This window comes from Geodermatophilus sp. SYSU D00703, assembly GCF_054050155.1.
On the sequence record NZ_JBJGYU010000011.1, the window covers coordinates 101,136 to 125,188 of the forward strand.

Consider the following 24,053-nt stretch of genomic DNA (forward strand, 5'->3'; position numbering starts at 1 on the left):
TCCTCCGGGGCGGATCGGGACCGAGCCCCGCCGGTGCGCCGTCGCGGCCAGCTAGCCTCGCCGCGTGTCCGTCGCCGTGGTCACCGACTCCACGGCCTACCTGCCCCCACGCCTGGTCGAGCAGTACTCGGTCGAGGTCGTCCCGCTGTACGTGGTCCTGGCCGGCCACTCGGGCCGGGAGGGGGCGGAGATCGGCCCGGCCGACGTCGCGCGTGCCCTCGGCGTCCGCGGGCAGACCGTCTCCACCTCCCGGCCGACGCCCGGGGACTTCGTCAGCGCCTACCGCCGGCGACTGGCCGAGGGGGCCGAGCGGATCGTCTCCGTGCACCTGTCGGCCGAGCTGTCGGGCACCGTCGACGCGGCCCGCCTGGCGGCCGCGCAGGTCGGCGAGCACATCGTCACGGTGGTCGACTCGCGGTCGGCGGCCATGGGCAGCGGGTTCGCCGTCGTCGCTGCAGCCCGGGCGGCCGCGGCAGGGGAGGACGCCGCGACCGTCGCGGCCGCGGCGCGGGAGACGGCCACCGCGACGCGGACGCTCTTCGTCGTCGACACCCTCGAGCACCTGCGCCGCGGGGGGCGCATCGGAGCCGCGGCCTCGATGATCGGGACGGCCCTGGCGGTCAAGCCGGTGCTGCACGTCGCGGAGGGCCGGGTCGTTCCCCTGGAGAAGGTGCGCACCACGGCCCGGGCGTTGAGCCGGCTCGTCCAGCGCGGGGTGGAGGCCACCGACGGGGGGCCGGTGTCGGTCGCCGTCCACCACCTCGCCGCCCCCGAGCGCGCCGAGCGCCTGGCCGCTGACCTCCGGGACCGGCTCCCGGGGCTGCGGGAGCTGTACGTCAGCGAACTCGGGGCGGCGATCGGGGCGCACGTCGGGCCGGGGGCCGTCGGCCTGGTCGTCGCGCCGGCGCGGTCGCTCCCGCTTCTGCAGCAGCCCGACGAGGACGACGAGCAGCCGGCGGACTGAGGCGCGGAACGGAGGCACCCGCGCAGCGTGCCCTCCGGCCCGAGGATCGCCGGGCGGTCCGTCCACAGGCCGGGGTCCTGTCCACAGACCACCCTGGGCGGGGCCGGACCGGGGCCGCCCTGCCTAGCGTCCGGCTGGTGCGCCTCCCATCCCGCCGCAGCGACGACGCCGACCTGATCCGCGCGCGCCTGCGTGCTCTCCTCGACGAGGGCGGGCGCGCACGGGGCTGGGTCCCCGACGACGACCGCGACGAGACCGATGGCGCCGAGTTGCCCGAACCGGACGAGCCCGGGGAGGAACCGGCTGCCGAACTGCCCGCCGGGATCGGCCGGCACCGCGCTCCGGGCACCGCCGTCCGCGTCGGCCCCGGGCGGCGCGGCGTGTGGGCGCTGTGGGTGGCCGGGGTGCTCGCCGCGCTCGCGGTGGCGGCGGGGACCTGGTTGGACCGCCCCCGGGTGGAGCCGGCGCCGGAGCCGTCGGTCGCTGCCTCGGCGCCACCGACCTCGGGCGCGGCGCCGGCCACCCCGTCGGTCGGGACCGCGGCCGACGCGTCACCGACGGTCGTCGTGTCCGTGGTGGGCCTCGTGTCCCGGCCCGGCCTGGTCACCCTCCCGTCCGGGGCGCGCGTCGCGGACGCGGTCGCGGCCGCCGGTGGCCTGTTGCCGGAGGCCGACCCCGCCTCGATCAACCTCGCCGCGGTCGTGAGCGACGGTGAGCAGATCGCGGTGGGCGTGCCCGGAGCCGCGCCCGCCGGTCCCCCCGCGGCGGGGAGCTCCGGAACCGGTCTCGTGGACCTCAACACGGCGACCGTCGCCGATCTGGACGCGCTGCCGGGCATCGGGCCGGTCCTCGCCCAGCGGATCGTCGACCACCGCGACCAGCAGGGCCGGTTCGCCAGCGTCGAGCAGCTCGACGACGTCCCGGGGATCGGTCCGACCACCTATGCCGAGCTGGCCGAGCTGGTGACCGTGTGAGCGGCGCTGCCGGGCGGTGGGCGTGGATCGACCTGCGGTTGGCGCCGGTCGCCGCGGCCGTCTGGGTCAGCACCCTGCTGGCGCCCCTGGTGGGTCCCGCCGGCCTGGTCGCCGCCGGCCTGGTCGCCACTGCGGCCGCGGCCCTGGCCACGCGCCGTCGCGACGCTCCGCGGACGGTCGTGCTGATCGGCGTGCTCGCGGCGGTCGCGGTCACCGCGGCGACCGCCGCCGTCCGTGCCGCCGCACGGGAGGGCTCCCCGCTGGCCGCGGTCGCCGAGGGACGGCGGACCGTGCTGCTCGACCTCGTGCTGGCCGGCGACCCCCGGCCGGTGCGCGGCGTCGGGCCGGCCCGGGTGCTCGCCGAGGCCACCGTCACCCAGCTGGTCGACGGCGCGATCCCGGTCGTCCTGGACGACGACGTCGTGCTCTTCGGGCCCGCGGAGGAGTGGCTCGGGCTGCTGCCCGGGCAGTCCGTGCGGGTGCGGGCGACCGTGACACCGGCCGAGCCGGCCGACGGACTGGTGGCCCGGCTGTCCACGCGGGGCCCGCCGGCCGTTCTCGGGGCTCCGCCCTGGGAGCAGCGGGCCGCCGGGGCACTGCGCGACGGTCTCGTCGAGAGCTCGCTGCGCATGCTCGGGCCGCGGCCGGGCGGGCTGCTCCCCGGCCTGGTCGTCGGAGACACCCGCGCCATGGACCCAGTGCTCGTCGAGGACTTCCAGCGGGCCGGACTGGCCCACCTCACCGCCGTCTCCGGGGCGAACGTGGCCATCCTTCTGACCGGGGTGCTGGCCCCCCTGCGTCGCCGGGCGGTGGACCGGCGGGTGCAGGCCCTCGTGGCGGCCGCGGCCCTGGTGGGGTTCGTCCTGCTGGCCCGGCCGAGCGCCAGCGTCGTGCGCGCCGCGGCGATGGGTGCGGTCACCCTCCTCGCGCTGGCGATCGGGCGGTCGCGGGTGGCCCTGCCGGCCCTCCTCGGCGCCGTGCTCGTGCTGCTGCTGGTCGACCCCGACCTCGCCCGCGACGCCGGCTTCGCGCTGTCGGTGGCGGCGACGGCGGCGATCGTGCTGCTCGCGCGGACCTGGGCACAGCGGCTCCGCGGCCGCGGCTGGCCGCGATCGGTGGCCGACGCGGTGGCCGTGGCGGCGGCCGCCGGACTGGCCACCGCGCCGCTGGTCGCCGCGCTGTCCGGGCTGGTCAGCCCCGTCTCCCTGCCGGCCAACCTGCTCGCCGCGCCGGCGGTCCCGGCGGCCACCGTGCTCGGCCTCCTGGCAGCGCTGGCGGCGGTCGTCGTCCCGCCGCTGGGCGACGCGCTGGTCTGGTCGGCCGGGTGGCCGGTGCGCTGGCTGGTCCTCGTGGCCGAACGGGCGGCGACCCTGCCGGACGGCGCGCTGGGCTGGCCGGTCGGTACGGGCGGTGCCGTGCTGCTGACACTGCTGCTGCTCGCCGCGGGCTGGCTGCTGTGGCGGTTCCCCCGCTCGCGGCCACTGGCGCTGGCGGCCCTGGTCGGCGCCGTGGTGCTGGGCTGGCCGGTCCGCCAGTTGACCCGGGGCTGGCCCCCTGACGGGACGGTCGTGGTCGCCTGCGACGTCGGGCAGGGCGACGCGCTGGTGGTGCCGACCGGTCCGGAGGAGGCTGTGCTGGTCGACGCGGGTCCGGAGGTGGGGCCGGTCGACGGCTGCCTCGACCGGCTCGGCGTCGACCACCTGCCGCTGGTGCTGCTCACCCACCTGGACGCCGACCACGTCGGTGGCCTCGCCGGTGCGCTGTCCGGGCGGTCGGTCGGCGTGGTCGCCACCGGCACGCTGTCCCCGGCCGACGACCGCGCCGGCCGGCTGACGGACGCCACCCGGGAGGCCGGGGCGCAGCGGGCGGTGCTCGTCCCGGGTGAGCGGCGCACGGTGGGGGGCGCCGTCGTCGAGGTGCTGGCCCCGCCGCCGGAGCTGGCCACGCCTGCGGTCGCGGCCAACGACCTGTCGCTGGTCGTGCGGGTCACGAGCAACGGCGTGCGCGTGCTGCTCACCGGCGACCTCGGTGGTGAGGCACAGGCCCGCATCGTCGCCCGCGGCGTGGACCTGCGGGCCGACGTGCTCAAGGTGCCCCACCACGGCAGCGCCGACGCCGACCACGGCTTCCTCGCCGCTACCGGCGCCCGGGTGGCGCTGGTGTCGGTCGGGGCCGACAACCCGTACGGGCACCCGACCGCGCGCATGCTGTCCTGGCTGACCCAGGACGGGGTGCGGGTGCACCGCACCGACCGAGAGGGCGACCTCGCCGTCGCCGGGGACGCCGACGCGTGGGGGGTGGCCGCCCGTGGTCGCGATCCGGGGGCGGCCGCGGCCGGGCCCGCCGGTGCAGCGGCGAGGCCCTCCGGTACGACGGCCGGGGCCCGGAACGCGTACCACCCCACCGTCGCTCGCGTCCGGACCGGCCCGCGGACCGGCCCGGGCACCGGCCCGCGCGGCACGGGCCGCGGCTGGCCGGGACCGTCACCCGCGCGTGGGACCATGCCGGTGTGGCAGCCGCACCTCCCGCGCCGACGTCCCGCCTGCGCGCCGTGGTGGGCGAGGAGGAGCTGCTGCGCGCCCGCGCGGTCTCCGCCGTCCGGTCGGCGGTGCTCGACCGCCACCCCGAGGCAGAGCTGCACGAGATGCCCGCGGCGGGCCTGCCGGTGGGGCAGCTGGCCGACGTCCTCGCCCCCTCGCTGTTCGGCGAGCACCGGCTCGTGGTGGTGACCGCGGTCCACGAGGCCGCCGGCGCGCTCGCCGACGCGCTGGTGGGCTACGCCAAGGACCCCGACCCCGACCTCACGCTGGTGGTCGTGCACCACGGCGGCAAGCGCAACGAGGCGCTGCTCAAGGCCTTCAGGGCCGCCGGTGCCGCGATCGACGACTGCCCCAAGGTCACCTCGGTGGGGGACCGCATCGCGTTCGTGCGCAACGAGGTCCGGCAGGTCGGCGGGCGGATCACCCCGGATGCGGCGAGTGCGCTGGTGGAGGCGATCGGTGCCGACCTCCGCCAGCTCTCCGCGGCCGCCGGCCAGCTCGTCTCCGACTTCGGCGGCACCGTCGATGCCGACGCGGTCGCCCGTTTCCACCGCGGGCAGGCCGAGGTCACCGGCTTCACCGTCGCGGAGCGGGTGCTGGTCGGCGACCGGCAGGGGTCGCTGGAGATGCTGCGCTGGGCGTTGCAGCGCGGCGTCGCCCACGTCCTCATCGCCGACGCCATCGCCGACGGCGTCCGCACCGCCGCGCGGGTGACCTCCCTGCGCAGCACCAACCCGGGGGAGCTGGCGCGCACGCTGAAGATGCCGCCCTGGAAGGTGAAGAAGGCCCAGTCACAGGCACGGGGCTGGAGCATCGAGGGCCTGCAGCAGGCGGTTGGCGTCGCGGCGGAGCTGAACGCCGACGTCAAGGGCGCAGCGGCCAGCGCGGACTACGCGCTGGAGCGCGCCGTGCGGCGGATCGTCGCCATCCGGCGGGAGACCGGCCGCGGCCGGGTCTGAGCAGCACCGGGTCTGAGCAGCGCGGCCGGGTCCGAGCAGCACCGCCGGGGCTGGGCGGCGCGTCCGGGGCTTCCCGGGCCGGGTCCTACCGGGGCCGGCTGGCGGGTCCGGTCACCTGACAGTCCCCGAGGACGCCGAGAGGCAGCCCCCGAAGACGCCGAGAGCCCCGTCCCGCGAGGGGAGGGGGCTCGTCGCGGACCGCGCGCTGCTCGGTGCGCCGGCTCAGAGGCCGGCGACCTGCTTGGCCAGACCCGACTTGCGGTTGGCGGCCTGGTTCTTGTGGATGATGCCCTTGCTGGCGGCCTTGTCGAGGGCCTTGCTGGCGGTCTTCAGGGCCTCCTGCGCGGCCGCGGCGTCCCCGGACGCGGCGGCGGTCCGCACGCGCCGGACGGCCGTCTTCAGGGCGGACTTGACGGCAACGTTGCGCTGACGCGCCTTCTCGTTGGTCTTGATCCGCTTCATCTGGGACTTGATGTTCGCCACGCGTGAGCCTCGGGTGTCTCTCGGGAGGGAGGTACTTCTGACAGTGCGTCCGGACGGCGTGCGTCGGCGGACCGGTCTGCCAAGATACCAGCGTCGGGCGTACGACCCCAACCCGCGGGTAGACCGGTGCAGACCGGCCAATCGCTGGACGACGCACCGAGCCGTGGGACGATGGGGGCACTGTGACGACTCCCGCCTACACCGACCCGGCCCGCATCCGGAACTTCTGCATCATCGCGCACATCGACCACGGCAAGTCGACGCTGGCCGACCGGATGCTCGAGGTCACCGGGATCATCGAGGCGCGGCAGATGCGTGCCCAGTACCTCGACCGCATGGACATCGAGCGCGAGCGCGGCATCACGATCAAGGCGCAGAACGTGCGCCTGCCGTGGACGCCGAAGGCCGGCGCGCACGCGGGCACCGATCACGTCCTGCACATGATCGACACCCCGGGCCACGTCGACTTCACCTACGAGGTGTCCCGGTCGCTGGCCGCCTGCGAGGGCGCGGTCCTGCTCGTCGACGCGGCCCAGGGCATCGAGGCCCAGACGCTGGCCAACCTGTACCTGGCGCTGGAGAACGACCTCACGATCATCCCGGTGCTCAACAAGATCGACCTGCCGGCCGCCCAGCCGGAGAAGTACGCCGCCGAGCTCGCGCACATCATCGGCTGCGACCCCGGCGACGTCCTGCGGGTCAGCGGGAAGACCGGCGAGGGCGTGCCGGAGCTGCTCGACGCGATCGTCGACCAGATCCCCGCTCCGACCGGCGACGCGGACGCCCCGGCGCGGGCGATGATCTTCGACAGCGTCTACGACATCTACCGCGGCGTCATCACCTACGTCCGGGTCGTCGACGGCCGGATCTCCGCCCGCGAGCGGATCAAGATGATGTCCACCGGCGCCACCCACGAGTTGCTCGAGATCGGCGTCATCTCCCCGGAGCCCAAGCCGGTCGACTCGCTCGGCGTCGGCGAGGTCGGCTACTTCATCACCGGGGTGAAGGACGTCCGCCAGTCCCGCGTCGGTGACACCGTCACGCTGCAGAACAACCAGGCGTCCGCGGCCCTGGGCGGCTACCAGGACCCAAAGCCGATGGTCTACTCCGGTCTCTACCCGATCGACGGCAGCGAGTACCCGTTGCTGCGCGAGGCGCTGGACAAGCTGCTGCTCAACGACGCCGCGCTGGTCTACGAGCCCGAGACGAGCGCCGCGCTGGGCTTCGGCTTCCGGGTCGGCTTCCTCGGCCTGCTGCACCTCGAGATCGTCCGCGAGCGGCTGGAGCGCGAGGCGAACATCAGCCTCATCTCCACCGCGCCGAACGTCGTCTACCGGGTGGTCATGGAGGACGGGTCGGAGATCACCGTCACCAACCCCAGCGACTGGCCCGAGGGCAAGATCGACACGGTCTACGAGCCGGTCGTCAACGCCACGATCATCGCGCCGAGCGACTACACCGGCACGATCATGGAGCTCTGCCAGAGCCGCCGCGGGCAGCTCGGCGGCATGGACTACCTGTCGGAGTCCCGCGTCGAGCTGCGCTACACGCTGCCGCTCGGCGAGATCATCTTCGACTTCTTCGACGCGCTGAAGTCGCGCACCCGCGGCTACGCGAGCCTCGACTACGCCGAGGCCGGCGAGCAGGAGTCGAAGCTGGTGAAGGTCGACATCCTGCTGCAGGGCGAGCCCGTCGACGCGTTCAGCGCGATCGTGCACAAGGACAAGGCCTACAGCTACGGCGTCATGATGGCCGGCAAGCTGCGCGAGCTGATCCCGCGGCAGCAGTTCGAGGTGCCCATCCAGGCCGCGGTCGGCTCCCGGGTGATCGCCCGCGAGACGGTCCGCGCCATCCGCAAGGACGTCCTCGCCAAGTGCTACGGCGGTGACATCACCCGCAAGCGGAAGCTGCTGGAGAAGCAGAAGGAGGGCAAGAAGCGGATGAAGATGGTCGGCCGGGTCGAGGTGCCCCAGGAGGCGTTCGTCGCCGCCCTCTCGACCAACGAGTCGACCGCCTCCAAGAAGTGAGCGCCGGGACCGTCACCGCCGTCTGCGTCTCCGGTCCCGACCTGCTGCGGCTGCCCGACCGGCGGCCGAATCGCAGCGGGATCGACAAGCGCCCGGTCGCCGGCCGGGTCGCCGTCCACCCCCTCGGCCTGGACGGCGACGTCCAGGTCCACCGCCGCTACCACGGCGGCGAGGGGCAGGCGGTCTACGCCTACGCCGAGGAGGACGCCGACTGGTGGGCCGCCGAGCTCGGCCGCGACCTGCCGCCCGGCCGGTTCGGCGAGAACCTCCGGACGGCGGGGCTTGATCTCACCGGCGCGCTGCTGGGCGAGCGGTGGCGGGTCGGGACGGCGCTGCTGGAGGTGACCGACGCGCGGATCCCGTGCGCCCACTTCGCGCGGTTCTGGGGTGTGCCGCAGCTGGTCAGGCGGTTCACCGCCCGCGGCGCGAGCGGGGCCTACCTCCGGGTGCTGGAGGCCGGTGAGATCGGCGCCGGCGATCCCGTCGACCTCGTCCACCGCCCCGACCACGGGGTCACCGTCGGGCTGGCCTTCCGCGCGTACACCACGCAGAAGCACCGGCTGCCCGAGCTGAGCCCCGCCGTCCGGTACCTGCCCGAGCGCACCCGGGACAAGGTCGCGGCGAAGATCGCCGCCCGGACCGGCGCCGGGGTCTGACCGCGCCCTGTCCTCAGTGCATCCACGGCGCGAAGGACAGCCCGACGACCAGCCCCTCCGGGGACTGCAGCCGGGCGACCGTCTGCCCCCACGGCTCCGTCCGGGCCCCGTGCAGGAGCCGGTGGCCGGCGGCCTCCAGCTCCGCCGCGCCGCTGGCCACCGCGGCCTCGTCGGCCAGCTCGAACTCGATGCTCGCCTGGGGAACCGGGTGGTCGGCCGGCCAGTCCGGTGTACCGAAACAGGCTGCCGCGGCCTCAGCGAGCGGCCACACCCCGAAGTGCCTGCTGCCGTCGATGTGCTCGCTGGCGAAGTACTCGCCGTCGAGGCGCTCGAGGGGCAGCCCCAGGGCGTCCACGTAGAGCCGGCGGCTCTCCACCGGGTCGGGTGCGATGACGCCGATGCTGGCGACGAAGAGGATCTCCACGCCGGCACCGTCCCACCGGGGGGTGACAGGTCGGGACCGGTCAGGCGGCGGCCAGGGTCGCCTCGAGGTCCCGCCGCAGCGCGACCAGGTCGACCCCGCGGTCGTGCAGCACCTTGACCGCCAGTCCCCGACCCTCGCGGAGCAGGCCGAGGGCGATGTGCCCCTCGCCGATGTTCCTCGACCGCTGGGCGATCGCCTCGCGCAACGACAGCTCGAGCACCTTCTTCGCGCGTGGCGAGAACGGGAGGTGCCCGCCCCGGGCCGGGCCGGTCGTCGGCCGGTCGAGGGCACCCGGCCCGAAGATCGCCTCGACCCGGTCGCGCACGGCGTCCAGGTCGATCCCGACCGCGCGCAGCGCGTCGGCGTCCAGGTCGTCGCTGCCGATCAGCGCGGTCACCGCCGCGACGACCTGGTCGCGGGTCACGCCGTGCCGGCCGAGGACCCGCGCCGTCGGCGTCCACGGCAGGTCGATGAGGGCGAGCAGCAGGTGCTCGGTGCCGATCGTCCCGTGCCGGAGCTCCCGAGCCTCGCGCTGGGCGAGGACGACGGTCTCCCGGGCGTCGGAGGTGAAGCGCTCGAACACGGTCAGTCCTTCCGCCGGAGCGGCCCGCGGCCGCCTGCGTACTTCTTGTGCACCGCCTGGCGCGTGACGCCGAGCAGCTGGGCGATCTGCTCCCACGTCCAGCCCTGGTCGCGGGCGTTGTCCACCTGGAGGGCCTCCAGCCGCTCCACCAGCGCGCGGAGCGCGCGCACCGCCTTCAGCCCGACGGCGGGATCGCGGCTGCTGGCGGCGGAGGCCACCTGCGTCGTGTCGGCCATGCCCGTCAACGTAGGTTGACTCGACCGGAAGTGTCAACCCACGTTGACACAGCGGGGTGGGTCAGCCGGCCTCGTGCACCTCGTAGTGGGTGACGGTGACCTCCCGGTCGACCAGGTAGCGGTCGTCCTCGGGGTAGAAGACCGCAGCGCTCACGTCGTCCCCGGCGAACGCGCGGACGGCGTCGTAGGACGCCCAGAAGCTCAGCGTGACGACCTCGGTCCGGCCGTCGTCGAGGTCGCGCAGGAGCATGTGCGCGCCCTGGTTGCCCGGCGTCCGCCGGTAGTGGGCGATCCCGGTCTCGTCGATGTAGGCGGCGTAGGCCTCGCGGTCCTCGGTGCGGACCCAGCCACGCCAGATGCGGGCGATCACGGCAGCCCCTCCCTCAGGCGACGGTGGCCTCCTCGCCACCGGTCAGCCGCAGCAGGTCGGTGTAGGTCACGGAGAACATGGTGTGGTGGTCGCCGCCGCCGGCCCAGAGCAGCGGGTACGCGGCGAGGTCGACGTCCACGACGGTCCGCAGGGGCGCCGGGTGGCCGACGGGGGCGACCCCGCCGACCTCCTGGCCGGTCGCCGCGGTGACGAAGTCCGCGCTCGCCCGGCGCACCCGGGGCGCGCCGACCAGTGCCGCGACCTTGCCGGTGTCCACGCGGTGCGCGCCGCTGGCGAGCACGAGCAGGGGGGTGCCGTCGGCGTCGAAGACCAGGCTGTTGGCGATGGCCCCGACCGCGCAGCCGAGTGCCTCGGCCGCGGCCGCCGCCGTCGGCACCGGGACGTCGAGGCGGCGCACGTCCGCCTCGACCTCCGCGGCCTCCAGGGCGGCCACCACGCGGTCGACGGGACTCCCGGTCACAGGGTGAAGACGATCTTGCCCGCCGTCCGGCCCTGGTCCATCCGCTCGAAGCCCTCGCGCGCCTTCGCCAGCGGCAGCTCCACGTCGATCACCGGGCGCACGCCGGTCACCGCGCACATCCGCACCAGCGACTCCAGCTCCTCGCGGGTGCCCATCGTCGAGCCGATCACCGACAGCTGGGTGAAGAAGACCCGGTTGAGCTCGGCGCCGGGGTTGAAGCCGGTGGTCGCGCCGCAGGTGACGATGACCCCGCCCGGCCGCAACGACTTGACGCTGTGGCTCCAGGTCGCCTCACCGACGCTCTCCATGACGCCGTCCACGCGCTCCGGCAGCCGCGCGCCGGTCTCGAAGGCCTGGTCCGCACCGAGGGCGAGCGCCGCCTCGCGCTTGTCCTCGCTGCGCGCGGTGACCCACATCCGGTAGCCGGCGGCGCGGCCGAGCACGACCAGGGCCGTGGCGACCCCGCCACTGGCGCCCTGCACCAGCACGGTCGACCCCGGACGCAGGCCGGACTTGACGAACAGCATCCGGTAGGCGGTCAGCCACGCGGTGGGCAGGCAGGCGGCCTCGGCGAAGGACAGCTCGGCCGGCTTGGGCACCAGGTTGCGCCGCGGCACGGCGACCCGCTCGGCCATCGTGCCCTGGTGCAGCTCGGAGAAGAGGCTGCGCCTGGGGTCGAGGGTCTCGTCACCGGTCCAGCCGGGGCTCGCCACGACGCCGTGGACGATCACCTCGTTGCCGTCCCCGTCCAGCCCGGCGGCGTCCGTGCCGAGGATCATCGGCATCCGCTCCTGCGGGAGGCCGACGCCGCGCAGGCTGAACAGGTCGTGGTGGTTCAGCGACGCCGCCTTCACCTGCACCGTCGTCCAGCCGTCGGGCACCTCCGGGTCCGGGCGCTCGCCGATCTCGAGCACGGAGAGCGGGTCCTTCGGGGCGGGCGTGGAGACGAAGGCTGCCAGCATGCCCGGACCGTAACGGAGGTCACGCACCCGCTGCGACGGGGTCTCCCGAGCTCACCGCACGACGACTCGGGTCGCTTCCGCGCCCCGCTGAAGGACCCCGCTGCTCCCCGACGCTCGCAGGCTCGCGCCGGGCCCTGCAGCGCGGCCACCTGATCGCTCGCCGGCGCCCGCTGCGATGCTCCCGTGGCTGTCAGCGGACGATGACGACGTGCTCCTGCCGCGGTACGAACTCGCCGATCACCGGGGCGCCCGGCACCTCGCCGCCCAGCAGCAGCCCGCCGGAGGTCTGCGCGTCGGCCAGCAGCAGCGCCTCGTCCTCGGACACCGCCGACAGGTCGGTGTGCGGGCGCACCCAGTCGAGGTTGCGCCGGGTGCCGCCGGAGACGTGGCCGTCGGCCAGCGCCTCCCGCGCGCCGGCCAGGTACGGGACGGCGCCGGCGTCGACCACCGCGGTCACGCCGCTGGCCCGGGCCATCTTGTACAGGTGGCCGAGCAGGCCGAAGCCGGTGACGTCGGTGCCGGCCCGGATGCCCGCCGCCACCGCGGCGCGGCCGGCGTCCCGGTTGAGCGTCGTCATCGAGGCGACCGCCTCCTCCGACACCTCGCCGGTCGCCTTCATCCGGCTGTTGAGCACGCCGACCCCGAGCGGCTTGGTCAGCGACAGCGGCGTGCCGGCCACAGCCGCGGAGTTGGTGATCACCCGGTCGACGTCGACCACGCCGGTGACGGCCATGCCGTACTTCGGCTCGGGGTCGTCGATGGAGTGCCCGCCGCCGACGTGGCAGCCGGCCTCCTGGGCGACCTCCAGGCCGCCGCGCAGCACCTCGGCGGCCAGCTCGGCCGGCAGCACGTCGCGCGGCCAGCCGAGCAGGTTGACCGCGACGACCGGGGTGCCGCCCATCGCGTAGACGTCGGAGAGGGCGTTGGCCGCGGCGATCCGGCCGAAGGTGTGGGCGTCGTCGACGACCGGGGTGAAGAAGTCGGTGGTGAGGACGATGCCCACTCCCTGGCCCCCGGCCGCCGTCGCGACGCGGACCACGGCCGCGTCGTCGCCGTCGTCCAGGCCGATCACCAGCTCGGCGGCCGGGTCGACCGGCCCGGCGGCGGTCAGGCCCGCGACGACGGTCTCGAGCTCACCGGGCGGGATCTTGCAGGCGCAGCCGCCGCCGTGGGCGTACTGGGTGAGCCGGACGCGAGCGGGAGCGGTGGTCACGCTGCGAATCTAGGCCCGGCCGCCGGGCAGCACCCTCAGCCGGGGTGGCGCCGCCGCGGGGGAGACCCCGAGCCTCCTGCCCGCCGGGTGCGCGTCGGCCGGGGGCGCGCCCAGGCCCGTCAGGTCGCGGCGGGCGGCGGTCTCCTCCGTGGGCTCGACGCCCTCGATGCGGTCCTCCCGGAACCAGCGCAGCGCCTCCCGCTCCCGGCACCACGCCACGAGGAACCAGTGCCGGCCGCTGCGGGCGAGCAGCTGCGGCTCCACCGACCGCCGGGAGACGACTCCCTCGCCGTCGCGGTAGCGCAGGACGAGGACCCGCCGCCGGGTCAGCGCCTGCTCGACGGCCGAGCGGACCTCGGCGGCGCGGCGGGCGTCCGCGCTCACCCACCGGGTCGACGCCCCGAGCGCGGACCGCCGGCGCGGATCGGGCTCGAGGACGTCGAGGACCTTCTCCAGCGCCGTCCGGCCGGCGGCCGCATAGGGACCGTCGGGCCGGGCGGCGAGCGCGGCCGCGACGGCCGCCGCCTCCTCCGGGGTCAGGGTGACCGGGGGCAGCGTGGTGGAGCGGGGCTCGGTGCGCTTCACGGAACGGATGCTGGCAGGGACCTCCGACATTCCCGGGATGCCGCCGCGAGCCCGGCACGTAAGCTGCCGGGTGGAGGCGTCAGGGCGCCTGGTGGCCCCCGCGGCCTCTAAAGCCGACGTGGCCGAGCAGCTCGGTCAGGCGGGTTCGATTCCCGTCCGCCTCCGCCACACGTCCGCACTGCCCCGTCGACCCGCCCGTTCGGCGCATACGCTCCGCAGTCGATGAGCGCCGACCCGCGGCGGCAGGTGCCGCGCACCGACACCCTGCTCGCCGACCCGCAGCTGGCCGCCGCTGCCGAGCGGCTGGGGCGCGACCTGGTCAAGGCCGCCGTCCAGGAGGTGCAGCAGCGGGTCCGCGAGGGGTCCGTGGCGCCCGCCGATGCCGTTCCCGCCGTCCTGACGGCGCTGCCGGCGACGGCGAGCAGCCTGCGCCCGGTCCTCAACGCGACCGGGGTGCTCGTGCACACCAACCTCGGCCGCTCGCCGTTGTCGCCGGCCGCGGTCGAGGCGATCGCCGCCGCGAGCGGCACCACCGACGTCGAGCTGGACCTGGCCACCGGCCGCCGCGGTCCGCGCGGGGAGGCGGCGATCGCCGCGCTGCTCGACGCGGTGCCGGCCGCGGAGGCCGCGCTCGTGGTCAACAACTGCGCCGCCGCGCTGGCCCTCGTCGCCACCGCCCTCGGCGGGGAGCTGGTCATCGCCCGCGGAGAGCTGGTCGAGATCGGCGACGGGTTCCGCATCCCCGAGCTGCTGGCCGCCACCGGCGCCCGGCTGCGCGAGGTCGGGACGACGAACCGGGTGACCCTCGACGACTACCGCGACGCCCTCCACGAGGTGACCGGAGCGGTGCTCAAGGTCCACCCGTCGAACTTCGTCGTCCGTGGCTTCACCCGGTCGGTGTCGGTGGCGGAGCTGGCCGCGGGGCTGGGCAACAGCGGGGTGCCGCTGGTGGCCGACGTCGGCTCGGGCCTGCTGCGCCCGCACCCGGCGCTGCCCGACGAGCCGGACCTGCAGACCACCCTCGCCGACGGCGCCCACCTGGTGCTGGCCAGCGGGGACAAGCTGCTCGGCGGGCCGCAGGCGGGGCTGGTGCTCGGCCGGGCCGACCTGGTGAAGCGGCTGCGCCGGCACCCGCTCTACCGGGCGCTGCGGGTGGACAAGACGACGCTGGCCGCCCTGGAGGCCACGCTGCGCGGCCCGCTGCCGCCGGTGCAGCAGATGCTCGCCGCCGACGTCGTGGGCCTGCGCCGTCGGGCCGGGGCACTGGCGGCCCGGTTCACCGCCGCCGGTCTCGACGCGGTCGCGGTCGACTCCGAGGCGCGGGTCGGCGGGGGCGGGGCGCCGGAGCACCCGCTGCCCAGCGCCGCCGTCTCGCTGCCGGCGGTCTTCGCCGAGCCGCTGCGCGCCGGCACGCCGCCGGTGGTCGGCTACGTGGCCGACGACCGCACGGTGCTCGACCTGCGCGGCCTGCCGCCCTCGGCCGACGAGGCGCTGGCCGGCGCGGTGCTGGAGGTGGCCGCGCGGTGGACGTGACCGCTGCCGGCCCGCCCGGCATGGACGTCGTCGCCACCGCCGGCCACGTCGACCACGGCAAGTCCACGCTGGTCCGGGCGCTGACCGGCATGGAGCCCGACCGCTGGGAGGAGGAGCGCCGCCGCGGCCTGACCATCGACCTCGGCTTCGCCTGGACGACGCTGCCCTCGGGTCGCCGGCTCGCGGTGGTCGACGTCCCGGGTCACGAGCGGTTCATCGGCAACATGCTCGCCGGCGTCGGCTCGGTGCCCGCGGCGCTCGTGGTGGTCGCGGCCGACGACGGCTGGTCGGCGCAGACGGCCGAGCACGTCGCCGTCCTGGACGCGCTCGGGGTGCGGCACGCCCTGCTCGCCGTCACCAAGGCCGACCTCGCCGACCCGGCCGCGGTGCTCGCCGACGCGCGGGAGCGGCTGGCCGGGACGTCGATGGGGGACGTGCCCGGAGTGGCCGTCAGCGCGGTCACCGGCGCCGGCGTGCCGGACGTCGCCGCCGCGCTGGAGACCGTGCTCGCCGGGCTGCCCGCGCCCGACCGCACCGCGCCGGTGCGGTTGTGGATCGACCGGGCCTTCCCGATCAAGGGGGCGGGCACGGTGGTCACCGGCACCCTCGCCGCCGGGAGCGTGGCGGCGGGCGACCGCCTGCAGGTCGGCGACCGGGAGGTCGGCGTCCGCGCGGTGCAGTCGCTCGGCGAGCCGGTGGAGCGGGCGACGGCGACCGCCCGGGTGGCGCTGAACCTCCGCGGCGTCGCGGTCGAGGAGCTCACCCGCGGGGCCGCGCTGCTCACCCCGGGCGCGTTCCGCTCCACCCGGGACGTCGACGTGACGCTCGCCGCCGTCCCGGAGCGGCTGCCGGCCGAGGCGGTGGTGCACGTCGGCTCCGCGTCGGTGGGCGCCCGGCTGCGGCCCCTCGACGGGACGGCGGTGCGGCTGCGGCTGGCCACCGCCCTGCCACTGCGCGTCGGTGACCGGCTGGTGCTCCGGGACCCGGGCGCCCGCCGGGTGGTCGGCGCGGACGTCCGGGACGTCGACCCGCCCGAGCTGCGCCGCCGCGGTGCCGCCCGCGCGCGGGCCGCGGAGCTGGCCGGGCAGCCCTCCGGCGCCGCGGGCGCCGCCGCCGACCTGACCCGGCGCCGCGTCGTCCGGACGGCGGACTTCACCGCGATGGGCTGGCCGGTGCCCGAGGGGACGACGCAGGTCGGGCCGTGGCTGCTGGCCCCCGGGCTGGTCGACGAGCTGGCGGCGGCGCTGCCCCTGCTGGTGGGCCGCTACCGCCAGCGGCACCCGTTGGAGGCGGGACCGCCGGTGGCCGTCGTCCGCCGGGAGCTCGACCTGCCCGACGACGACGTGGTCCGGGCGGTGGTGCGCCCGCCGCTGGCCCTGCGGGAGGGACGGGTGGCCGTCGCGGTCGCCGGGCTGCCGCCGCGGGTGCAGCAGGCCGTCGACGGGGTCCGCGCCCGGCTGGCCGCCGACCCGTTCGCCGCCCCGGAGGCCGGGGACCTGACCGCGGCGGGCCTGGGACCGCGGGAGCTGGCGGCCGCGGTGCGCGACGGGCAGCTGGTCAAGATCGCCGACGGCGTCTACCTCGCACCCGGCGTGGAGAAGGCGGCACGGGAGCGGCTCGCGGGGGTGCCGGCGCCGTTCACGCTGAGCCAGGCCCGGTCGGCCTGGGGGACGACCCGCCGGGTCGCCGTCCCGCTCATGGAGTGGCTGGACGCCCTCGGGGTCACCGAGCGGCTGCCCGACGACACCCGCCGGCTGCGGTAGCCCGGCGGTCAGCCGCCCGCCTCGCGCAGGAACACCTCGCGCTCGTCGCTCGCGTCCCGGGCGGGGACGGGGGAGGTGTCGACGGTCTCGACGACGTCCTCCGGCTGCACCGGGTCCGGCAGCCGGCGGAAGCGCTCGCGGTCGTCCGGGACGGTCATGGCCGCAGCGTGCCGCGCCGACCGGTGCCGGGCAAGGTCGTCGACCGTGGCCGCAGCGACCCCGGGACCGCGCGCCGGCCGGCGCGGCAGGTATGTCCCGCGGAGGCTCGTGCTCTGAGTGCGCTGCGCACTCAGAGCACGAGCATCGCCGGGACAGGTGGTCGCCCCGGGCTTCCAGCCGCGGGCCCGACCTCTCCGGAGGACAGGTGGGTCGCGGACGGCCGGGCCCGGACCACCCGGCGGACGTCCCGCCCCGTACCGCGCCGCCTCCGGCCGGGGGCGCGGCACACTGGGAGCAGATGAACACCGTCCTGCCCCTGCTGCCGACCCCGCCGGTCCCGTGGCAGCTCCCCGACAGCGCCCGCGAGGGGCTCGCCGACACGCCCTTCGGGCTGTACGTGCACGTGCCGTTCTGCGCGACCCGCTGCGGCTACTGCGACTTCAACACCTACACCGCCGACGAGCTGGGCCCCGGCGCGAGCCGCGCCGAGTACGCCGGCACCGCGATCGCCGAGCTGCGCCGGGCCGCCGAGGTGCTGGGCCCCGACCTCCCGACCGTCGAGACCGTCTTCGTCGGTGGCGGGACCCCCACCCTGCTGCCCGCCGACGACCTGGCCGCGGTCCTGGCCGCCGTCCGGGAGCTGTTCCCGGTCGCCGGCGACGTCGAGGTCACCACCGAGGCCAACCCGGAGACGGTGACGCCGGCCGGCCTCGCCCGGCTGCGCGCGGCCGGCTTCACCCGGGTCAGCCTGGGCATGCAGTCCGCGGCCGAGCACGTGCTCGCGGTGCTCGACCGCCGGCACACGCCCGGCCGGGCGGTCGAGGCGGCGCGGGAGGCACGGGCGGCCGGCTTCGAGCACGTCAACCTCGACCTCATCTACGGCACGCCCGGGGAGACCGACGCCGACTGGGCCGCCTCGCTCGACGCCGTCCTCTCCGCGCCGGTCGACCACGTCAGCGCCTACGCCCTCATCGTCGAGGAGGGCACGCGGCTGGCCCGCCGGATCGGCCGCGGGGAGCTGCCGGTGCCCGACGACGACGTCCTCGCCGACCGCTACGAGCAGGCCGACGCGACGCTGCACGCCGGGGGCTTCGACTGGTACGAGGTGTCGAACTGGGCCCGTGGCGACGCCGCCCGCTGCCGGCACAACGAGCTGTACTGGGCCAACGCGAACTGGTGGGGGATCGGTCCGGGCGCGCACAGCCACGTGGGCGGGCTGCGTTGGTGGAACGTCAAGCACCCGGCGGCCTACGCCGGCCGGCTGCTGCGCGGGGAGAGCCCCGCCCAGGACTCCGAGCTCCTCGACGCGGCCGACCGCGCACTGGAGACGGTCATGCTCGGGTTGCGGCTGCGGGAGGGTCTGCCGCTGACCGCGCTGTCACCCGAGGGCCGGGCCGGCGCCGCCTCCGCCGTGGTACGCGGCCTGCTGGATCCGGCGGCGCACGAGGCCGGGCGCGCCGTCCTGACCGACCGGGGGCGACTGCTCGCCGACGCCGTCGTCCGGGAGCTCACCGACTAGCCCGGTAGGGCCGACGGACCCGTTCCGCAACCCCCCGGTGCGGGATATCGTCCGGCTTCCCGGGCGAAGCAGCGGCCAGGGCAGGAAGGGGGCCCGCTGTGACCACCAGCAGCATCCCGAGCAGTCCCGCCGACACCGGCGATCCCCGCTGGGACCACTTCCGACTCCGGCTGGAGAGCCAGCGCGCCGACTGCGTCCACGAACGGGAACTGGCGCTCGCCGAGACCGTGCAGTCCCTGCCCGACGACGTCGCGATGACCCGGGCGGCGAGCCTGCGCCGCACCATCGAGGACATCGACGCCGCGCTGTCCCGCATCGCGGCCGGCACCTACGGGCGGTGCACCGGCTGCGGCACCGAGATCCCCGAGGAGCGGCTGGAGCTGCGCCCGTTCGCCACGAGTTGCGTGCGCTGCTCCCAGCGCACCTGACGGATGTCAGACCGGACTCCCGACGTCCCGCACTACTGGCCGGCGGCCGGCGTCCGCAGGCTGGGCGCGTGCCCCGGGAGACCGCCCTCGACGTCCAGGACCTGACCGTCCGCTACGGCGACACCGTCGCCGTCGACGGCCTCGACCTGCAGCTGCGTGCCGGTGAGACGGTCGCCCTCCTCGGCCTGAACGGGGCCGGCAAGTCCACGATCGTCAACGCCGTGCTGGGTCTGGTGCGCTCGTCCGGCACGGTGCGCGTACTCGGCCGGACGCCGGCCGCCGCGGTCCGGGCCGGCTGCGTCGGCGCGATGCTGCAGCACGGCGGGCTGCCCGGGGAGAGCCGCGTCGGCGAGGTGCTCGAGCTGGTCCGGCGCAGCCACCCGCGCTCGTGGCCGCTCGACGACCTCGCGGCGACCGCCGGCATCGACGGCCTGCTGGCCCGCCCGGTCGACTCGCTCTCCGGCGGCCAGCGGCAGCGGGTCCTGCTCGCCCTGGCCCTGGCCGGCGAGCCACCGCTGCTGCTGCTCGACGAACCCACCTCGGCCATGGACGTCGAGGGCCGCCGTGCCGTCTGGACGACGATGCGCGGGCTGGCCGCCCGCGGCACGACCGTCGTCTTCGCCACCCACCACCTCGACGAGGCCGACGCCGTCGCCGACCGCGTGGTGGTGGTCGCCGGCGGGCGGGTGGTCGCCGACGGCACCGCCGCGCAGGTCAAGGCCGGGATCTCCGGCCGCACGGTGAGCTTCGTCCCCGCCGCGGGGACGCGCCTCGACGGGCTGCCCGGCGTGACGGCCGTCGAGCGGCTCGGGGAGCGGGTCGGCCTCGCCACCGACGACGTCGAGGCGACCCTGGGCGCGCTCCTGGCCGACGGGGGCCGGCTGCCCGACCTGCAGGTCCGCGGCGCCAGCCTCGAGGAGGCCGTCCTGTCCCTCACCGCCCGCGCCGCGACGCCGATCGGAGCCGACCGATGAGCACCCTGTTCGCCTTCCAGCTGCGCCGGGTCTGCCGCAACCGGCAGTACCTGTTCTTCACCGTGCTGCTGCCGGCCCTGTTCACCGTCTTCTTCACCAAGGTCTTCGGCGCCCAGGCGGGCAGCGGGGCGCAGTACCAGGCGTACGCCACCACGTCGATGGTCTCGATGATGGCCTACGGCGCCCTGGGTGCCGCGCTCGGCGCGACCATCCGGATCTCCTTCGACCGGGCCTCCGGGTGGCTGCGCCAGCTGCGGATCACCCCCGTGCCGACGTCGTCGGTCGTCGCCGTCGACGTGCTGGTCGGCATGCTGCTGACCCTGCCCAGCCTGCTGGTCGTCGCGCTGGTCGGCCGGGTCGTCAACGGCGTCGACCTCGGCCTGGGGACGTGGGCCGGTCTGGTGGCGGTGCTCTGGGTCGGGTCGGCGGCCTTCGTCGCGCTCGGACTGCTGGTCGGATTCGCCCTCGAGGAGAAGGCCGCGGGCGGCGCGATCGGGATCCTGGGCGTCGTCCTGGCCGCGCTGGGCGGGCTGTGGGTGCCGGTGCAGGTGTTCCCGGAGGCGCTGCGGGCGCTGGCGCACACCCTGCCCTCGTACTGGTACGCCGAGCTGGGCCGGGACGTGGTCGTCGAGGGGGCGCCGGCGATGCTGACGGTCCTGGCGGTGGCCGGGTTCGCCGCGGCCTTCGGCGTCCTGGCGACGGCGGTGGCGCGGCGTCGTCCGCTGCACGCCGTCGCGGGCTGATCGGGTTAGCGTTCCGCGCCGTGGACCCGCGCACTCCCTGGCAGCGGCTCGGCTGGGCCGTGCCGTGGCTGCTGTTCCAGGTCTTCCCGCTCGCCGACCTGGTCACCACGCCGCGGCCGACCTGGGTCCGGGTGGTCGCACTGGTGGGACTGCTGGTCTTCACCGCGGCGTACCTGGTCGTGTTCAGCAGCATCTTCGGCCGCCGCGGCAGCGCCTGGCCGTGGCGGGCGCTGCTCGTCGTCGCCGTGCTCGGGGTCGCGCTGTCGGCCTGGCTGGGGCCGTCCTGGGCGGGCCTGATGATCTACGTGGCGGCGGCGTCGTCGGGCGGCCTGCCCGAGCGCTGGGTCTGGCCGGCGGTCGGGGGCTCGGCGGCGGTCTGCGCCTCGGTGGTCGCGGCGCACGGCATGTTCCCGGAGCTGTTCATCCTCCCGGTGATCTGCGTGCTCACCGGCTTCGCCCTGCGCGGCACGCGCTACCTCGTGTCGGTCAACGCCGAACTGGTGGAGGCCCGGGAGGAGCAGGCCCGCGCGGCGGTCGCCGAGGAACGGCTGCGCTTCGCCCGCGACCTGCACGACCTGCTCGGCCACAGCCTGTCGCTCATCGCGCTCAAGAGCGAGCTCGCCGGCCGGCTGGCCGAGCGGGACCCCGCGCGGGCGCGCGCGGAGATGGCCGACGTCGAGACCGCCGCCCGCCGGGCGCTGGCCGAGGTGCGCGAGGCGGTGAGCGGCTACCGGCAGATCGGTGTCGGGCTCGCCCTCGCCGAGGCCCGCTCCGCGCTCTCCGCCGCCGGGATCGCGCTGCGGGCGCCACGGAGCGTGCCGCCGCTGCCCGGCCCGGTGGACGCCGTCCTGGGCTGGGTGGTCCGCGAGGGGACGACGAACGTGCTGCGGCACAGCGGCGCGCGCACGGTCACCGTGGACGTGGCGGTGACCGGCGGACGGGCGGCGCTGACCATGACCGACGACGGCCGCGGCCCCGCGCAGCCGGACCGTGGCGAGGGCGCGGGCCTGGCCGGGCTCGAGGAGCGGCTGGCCGGGCTCGACGGCCGGCTGGAGGCCGGCGCCGCCCCCGGGGGAGGGTTCCGGCTCGGCGCGGAGGTGCCGGTCGCGGCCCGGGTCGGCGCGTCGTGATCCGGGTGCTCATCGCCGAGGACCAGACGATGGTCCGGGGCGCGCTGCGGGCCCTGCTGGAGCTGGAGGAGGACATCGACGTCGTCGCCGAGGTCGGGCGCGGTGACCAGGTGGTCGGCGCGGCCCGGGAGCACCGGCCGGACGTCGCCCTGCTCGACATCGAGATGCCCGGCGGGGACGGCATCGAGGCCGCCCGCGAACTGGCCGGCGCGGTCCCGGACTGCCGGGCGGTCGTGCTCACCACGTTCGGCCGGCCGGGGTTCCTGCGCCGGGCCATGGAGGTCGGCGCCGCCGGGTTTCTGGTCAAGGACGCGCCGGTCGCCGAGCTGGCCCGGGCCATCCGCGCCGTGGTGGCGGGGGAGCGGGTCATCGACCGCGACCTCGCCGCGGCGGCGCTCGCCCTGGGCGCGACGCCGCTGTCGACGCGGGAGGCCGACGTCCTCCGGGCGGCCGCGGACGGCGCCACTGTCGCCGACATCGCCCGGCGGCTGTTCCTGTCCGAGGGGACGGTGCGCAACTACCTGTCCTCGGCGATCGGCAAGACCGGCGCCCGCACCCGCGTGGAGGCCGCGCGCGTCGCCGAGGAGAAGGGCTGGCTGTGAGAGGACCCCGTCCTCCTCACCCCTCGCACGCTCGGGGCGAGCCTCGGGACGGGGCCGCGGGGCGCGAGGGGCCGCTACTCCCGCGTCCGGCCGGGGACCGGGGGCTGGGCCGGGATGGCCGCGGTGGTGGGGCCGGCGGACTCGGCCGGCATGAGGGCGTCGAGGTCGAGCACCCGCACGTGGATGACGTTGCGCTGCTGCAGGGCCGCCCGCAGCGCGCGGTGCAGGCCGTCCTCGAGGTAGAGGTCCCCGTGCCACTGCACGGCGTGGGGGAACAGGTCGCCGTAGAAGGTGGAGTCGTCGGCGAGCAGGGTGTCGAGCGCCAGTTCGCTCTTGGTCGTGACCAGCGTGTCGAGCCGGATCTGCCGGGGCGGGATCATGGCCCAGTCCCGCGTGGAGAGGCCGTGGTCGGGATAGGGCCGGCCGTTGCGGACCGCTTTGAAGATCAGGGCACCGACCTCCTCGCTGCGAGCCCCCGAGAGGGCCGAACCGCGTCGAGCCTATCGGCCGCCGCGCCGGGGCCGAGGGCCGTGCCCCGGTCTGCGACGTCCCCCGGTCGCGCGAGCCACACGACCCGGGGACCGCCTGCGACGTATGCTGGACTGGCACTCTGTCCGTGCGAGTGCCAGCCGTCCGAGCGGCCGGTGCCGGGAACGCCCGGGCGCCTCCGCGCGGGGGTCGCACGACGCGTCGACCGGTACGGGGAGGTGTCACCGTGGCGCACGACGAGCGTCGCCTGCAGGTCCTGCGGGCGATCGTCCAGGACTACGTCTCGACCAACGACCCGGTGGGCAGCAAGGCCCTCGCCGAACGGCACGACCTCGGCGTCTCGCCGGCCACCATCCGCAACGACATGGCCGTGCTCGAGGAGCAGGGCTACATCACCCAGCCGCACACGAGCGCCGGCCGGGTGCCCACCGACAAGGGTTACCGGCTCTTCGTCGACCGGCTCTCGGCGGTCAGGCCGCTCTCGGTCGCCGAGCGCAAGGCCATCGAGCGCTTCCTCGACGGCGCCCTCGACCTGCACGACGTCCTCAACCGGACGGTCCGCCTCCTCGCGCAGCTGACCCACCAGGTCGCCGTCGTCCAGTACCCGACGCTGTCGCGCAGCGCGGTGCGCCACCTCGAGGTGGTGCAGGTGGCCAGCTCCCGGCTGCTGCTGGTGCTGATCACCGACACCGGCCGGGTCGAGCAGCGCGTCGTCGAGTGCCCGGTCGACGTCGACCGGGACGACGTCGCCGACCTGCGCGGCCTGCTGAACACGGCGTTCAGCGGCGCGCGGCTCGCCGACGCCGGGAACAGGGTGCCCGACCTGCTGGAGACCGCCCCGCCGCAGCTGCGCCCGCTGGTGGCGGCGGTCAGCGCCGCGCTGATCGAGACCCTCGTCGAGCCCCGGGAGGACCGGCTGGTCGTCGGCGGGACGGCGAACCTGGCCCGCGAGGCTCGCGACTTCCCCGGCAGCCTCCGGCTGCTGCTGGAGGCGCTGGAAGAACAAGTCGTGGTCCTGCGGTTGATCAGTGAGGTGGACACCGGCGGCGCGGTGCTCGTGCGCATCGGCGAGGAGAACGCGCACGAGGCGCTCACCGGTGCGTCGGTGGTGTCCGTGGGGTACGGCTCCGGGGACCACGCGCTCGGGGGCCTGGGCATCGTCGGCCCCACCCGCATGGACTACCCGATGAACATGGCCGCGGTGCGAGCCGTGGCCCGCTACGTCGGCCAGATCCTGGCCGAGAGCTGAGGTAAGA

General features: G+C 76.0%; 24 protein-coding genes, 1 tRNA gene and 2 pseudogenes. 16 read left to right on the top strand and 11 right to left on the bottom strand.

Annotated features, from left to right (window positions below; genetic code table 11):
* Positions 1 to 64: 64 nt before the first annotated feature.
* The 4 genes and pseudogenes from ACI782_RS13100 to holA all read left to right on the top strand — a co-directional run bounded on the left by ACI782_RS13100 (position 65) and on the right by holA (position 5,437).
* Positions 65 to 964 (top strand): DegV family protein, encoded by a 900-nt coding sequence (locus ACI782_RS13100; protein WP_456909813.1) that lies wholly within the window; start codon positions 65 to 67, stop codon positions 962 to 964.
* 137 nt (positions 965 to 1,101) lie between these two features.
* Positions 1,102 to 1,938 (top strand): ComEA family DNA-binding protein, encoded by an 837-nt coding sequence (locus tag ACI782_RS13105; RefSeq protein WP_456909815.1) that lies wholly within the window; start codon positions 1,102 to 1,104, stop codon positions 1,936 to 1,938.
* Between the two features lie 689 nt (positions 1,939 to 2,627).
* Positions 2,628 to 3,992, top strand: a pseudogene (locus ACI782_RS13110) (ComEC/Rec2 family competence protein); the annotation flags it as partial.
* A gap of 554 nt (positions 3,993 to 4,546) precedes the next feature.
* Positions 4,547 to 5,437, top strand: coding sequence for a DNA polymerase III subunit delta (holA, locus tag ACI782_RS13115; protein ID WP_456909817.1), 891 nt, complete (start codon positions 4,547 to 4,549; stop codon positions 5,435 to 5,437).
* A 222-nt stretch (positions 5,438 to 5,659) separates the two neighbouring features.
* On the opposite strand, the gene rpsT is transcribed toward holA, so the two are convergent.
* Positions 5,660 to 5,920, bottom strand: a complete 261-nt coding sequence (gene rpsT / locus ACI782_RS13120) for a 30S ribosomal protein S20 (RefSeq protein WP_456909819.1) — start codon at positions 5,918 to 5,920, stop codon at positions 5,660 to 5,662.
* Between the two features lie 182 nt (positions 5,921 to 6,102).
* Here rpsT and lepA point away from each other — a divergent pair, with 182 nt between their 5' ends.
* Both lepA and ACI782_RS13130 read left to right on the top strand, forming a co-directional pair.
* Positions 6,103 to 7,947 carry a translation elongation factor 4 gene (gene lepA, locus ACI782_RS13125; RefSeq protein ID WP_456909821.1) on the top strand — a complete coding sequence of 615 codons (1,845 nt, stop codon included), beginning with the start codon at positions 6,103 to 6,105 and terminating at the stop codon, positions 7,945 to 7,947.
* On the top strand, positions 7,944 to 8,603 hold the full coding sequence (locus ACI782_RS13130; protein ID WP_456909823.1) for an MOSC domain-containing protein: 660 nt from the start codon (positions 7,944 to 7,946) through the stop codon (positions 8,601 to 8,603). The genes lepA and ACI782_RS13130 overlap by 4 nt, the downstream gene beginning before the upstream one ends.
* Before the next feature lie 13 nt (positions 8,604 to 8,616).
* On the opposite strand, the gene ACI782_RS13135 is transcribed toward ACI782_RS13130, so the two are convergent.
* The 8 genes and pseudogenes from ACI782_RS13135 to ACI782_RS13170 form a co-directional block, all read right to left on the bottom strand.
* A complete protein-coding gene (locus ACI782_RS13135) occupies positions 8,617 to 9,027 on the bottom strand; it encodes a VOC family protein (protein WP_456909825.1) in 411 nt (136 codons plus the stop codon).
* A gap of 40 nt (positions 9,028 to 9,067) precedes the next feature.
* A complete protein-coding gene (locus ACI782_RS13140) occupies positions 9,068 to 9,610 on the bottom strand; it encodes a Clp protease N-terminal domain-containing protein (protein WP_456909827.1) in 543 nt (180 codons plus the stop codon).
* Positions 9,611 to 9,612: 2 nt separating this feature from the next.
* The gene (locus ACI782_RS13145) at positions 9,613 to 9,846 is read right to left on the bottom strand and encodes a helix-turn-helix domain-containing protein (RefSeq protein WP_456909829.1); all 234 of its coding nucleotides are present in this window, start codon (positions 9,844 to 9,846) and stop codon (positions 9,613 to 9,615) included.
* A 61-nt stretch (positions 9,847 to 9,907) separates the two neighbouring features.
* A complete protein-coding gene (locus tag ACI782_RS13150; protein ID WP_456909831.1) occupies positions 9,908 to 10,216 on the bottom strand; it encodes an antibiotic biosynthesis monooxygenase family protein in 309 nt (102 codons plus the stop codon).
* A 13-nt stretch (positions 10,217 to 10,229) separates the two neighbouring features.
* Positions 10,230 to 10,697 (bottom strand): YbaK/EbsC family protein, encoded by a 468-nt coding sequence (locus ACI782_RS13155; RefSeq protein ID WP_456909833.1) that lies wholly within the window; start codon positions 10,695 to 10,697, stop codon positions 10,230 to 10,232.
* Positions 10,694 to 11,659: a zinc-binding dehydrogenase gene (locus ACI782_RS13160; RefSeq protein WP_456909835.1), complete on the bottom strand. Its 966-nt coding sequence runs from the start codon at positions 11,657 to 11,659 to the stop codon at positions 10,694 to 10,696. Before ACI782_RS13160 ends, ACI782_RS13155 begins: the two co-directional genes overlap by 4 nt.
* Positions 11,660 to 11,773: 114 nt before the next feature.
* Positions 11,774 to 12,872 (bottom strand): annotated as a pseudogene (gene selD / locus ACI782_RS13165) (selenide, water dikinase SelD); the annotation flags it as partial.
* Positions 12,873 to 12,881: 9 nt separating this feature from the next.
* A complete protein-coding gene (locus tag ACI782_RS13170) occupies positions 12,882 to 13,457 on the bottom strand; it encodes a helix-turn-helix transcriptional regulator (protein ID WP_456909836.1) in 576 nt (191 codons plus the stop codon).
* A gap of 72 nt (positions 13,458 to 13,529) precedes the next feature.
* Between ACI782_RS13170 and ACI782_RS13175 the strand changes: the two genes are divergently transcribed.
* The 3 genes from ACI782_RS13175 (at position 13,530) to selB (ending at position 16,753) form a co-directional block, all read left to right on the top strand.
* Positions 13,530 to 13,625, top strand: a tRNA-OTHER gene (locus tag ACI782_RS13175).
* A 54-nt stretch (positions 13,626 to 13,679) separates the two neighbouring features.
* Positions 13,680 to 14,990, top strand: a complete 1,311-nt coding sequence (gene selA / locus ACI782_RS13180) for an L-seryl-tRNA(Sec) selenium transferase (protein WP_456909837.1) — start codon at positions 13,680 to 13,682, stop codon at positions 14,988 to 14,990.
* The gene (selB, locus tag ACI782_RS13185) at positions 14,981 to 16,753 is read left to right on the top strand and encodes a selenocysteine-specific translation elongation factor (RefSeq protein ID WP_456909838.1); all 1,773 of its coding nucleotides are present in this window, start codon (positions 14,981 to 14,983) and stop codon (positions 16,751 to 16,753) included. Before selA ends, selB begins: the two co-directional genes overlap by 10 nt.
* An 8-nt stretch (positions 16,754 to 16,761) precedes the next feature.
* Here selB and ACI782_RS13190 read toward each other — a convergent pair whose 3' ends face one another.
* Entirely contained in the window at positions 16,762 to 16,911 is a 150-nt protein-coding gene (locus ACI782_RS13190; protein ID WP_456909840.1) for a hypothetical protein, read from the bottom strand.
* Positions 16,912 to 17,210: 299 nt separating this feature from the next.
* Between ACI782_RS13190 and hemW the strand changes: the two genes are divergently transcribed.
* The 6 genes from hemW (at position 17,211) to ACI782_RS13220 (ending at position 22,308) form a co-directional block, all read left to right on the top strand.
* Positions 17,211 to 18,431 carry a radical SAM family heme chaperone HemW gene (gene hemW / locus ACI782_RS13195; RefSeq protein ID WP_456909842.1) on the top strand — a complete coding sequence of 407 codons (1,221 nt, stop codon included), beginning with the start codon at positions 17,211 to 17,213 and terminating at the stop codon, positions 18,429 to 18,431.
* Positions 18,432 to 18,529: 98 nt separating this feature from the next.
* On the top strand, positions 18,530 to 18,859 hold the full coding sequence (locus ACI782_RS13200; protein ID WP_456909844.1) for a TraR/DksA family transcriptional regulator: 330 nt from the start codon (positions 18,530 to 18,532) through the stop codon (positions 18,857 to 18,859).
* Positions 18,860 to 18,927: 68 nt separating this feature from the next.
* A complete protein-coding gene (locus tag ACI782_RS13205) occupies positions 18,928 to 19,833 on the top strand; it encodes an ABC transporter ATP-binding protein (RefSeq protein WP_456909846.1) in 906 nt (301 codons plus the stop codon).
* Positions 19,830 to 20,576, top strand: a complete 747-nt coding sequence (locus ACI782_RS13210) for an ABC transporter permease (protein WP_456909848.1) — start codon at positions 19,830 to 19,832, stop codon at positions 20,574 to 20,576. Before ACI782_RS13205 ends, ACI782_RS13210 begins: the two co-directional genes overlap by 4 nt.
* Positions 20,577 to 20,596: 20 nt before the next feature.
* Positions 20,597 to 21,706 carry a histidine kinase gene (locus tag ACI782_RS13215; RefSeq protein ID WP_456909850.1) on the top strand — a complete coding sequence of 370 codons (1,110 nt, stop codon included), beginning with the start codon at positions 20,597 to 20,599 and terminating at the stop codon, positions 21,704 to 21,706.
* A complete protein-coding gene (locus ACI782_RS13220; RefSeq protein WP_456909852.1) occupies positions 21,703 to 22,308 on the top strand; it encodes a response regulator in 606 nt (201 codons plus the stop codon). The genes ACI782_RS13215 and ACI782_RS13220 overlap by 4 nt, the downstream gene beginning before the upstream one ends.
* A 74-nt stretch (positions 22,309 to 22,382) precedes the next feature.
* Here the strand turns inward: ACI782_RS13220 and ACI782_RS13225 are convergent, their stop codons facing one another.
* Positions 22,383 to 22,757 carry a type II toxin-antitoxin system VapB family antitoxin gene (locus ACI782_RS13225; protein WP_456909892.1) on the bottom strand — a complete coding sequence of 125 codons (375 nt, stop codon included), beginning with the start codon at positions 22,755 to 22,757 and terminating at the stop codon, positions 22,383 to 22,385.
* A 266-nt stretch (positions 22,758 to 23,023) separates the two neighbouring features.
* On the opposite strand from ACI782_RS13225, the gene hrcA reads away from it, so the two are divergent.
* Positions 23,024 to 24,046 carry a heat-inducible transcriptional repressor HrcA gene (gene hrcA / locus ACI782_RS13230; RefSeq protein ID WP_456909854.1) on the top strand — a complete coding sequence of 341 codons (1,023 nt, stop codon included), beginning with the start codon at positions 23,024 to 23,026 and terminating at the stop codon, positions 24,044 to 24,046.
* Positions 24,047 to 24,053 lie beyond the last annotated feature (7 nt).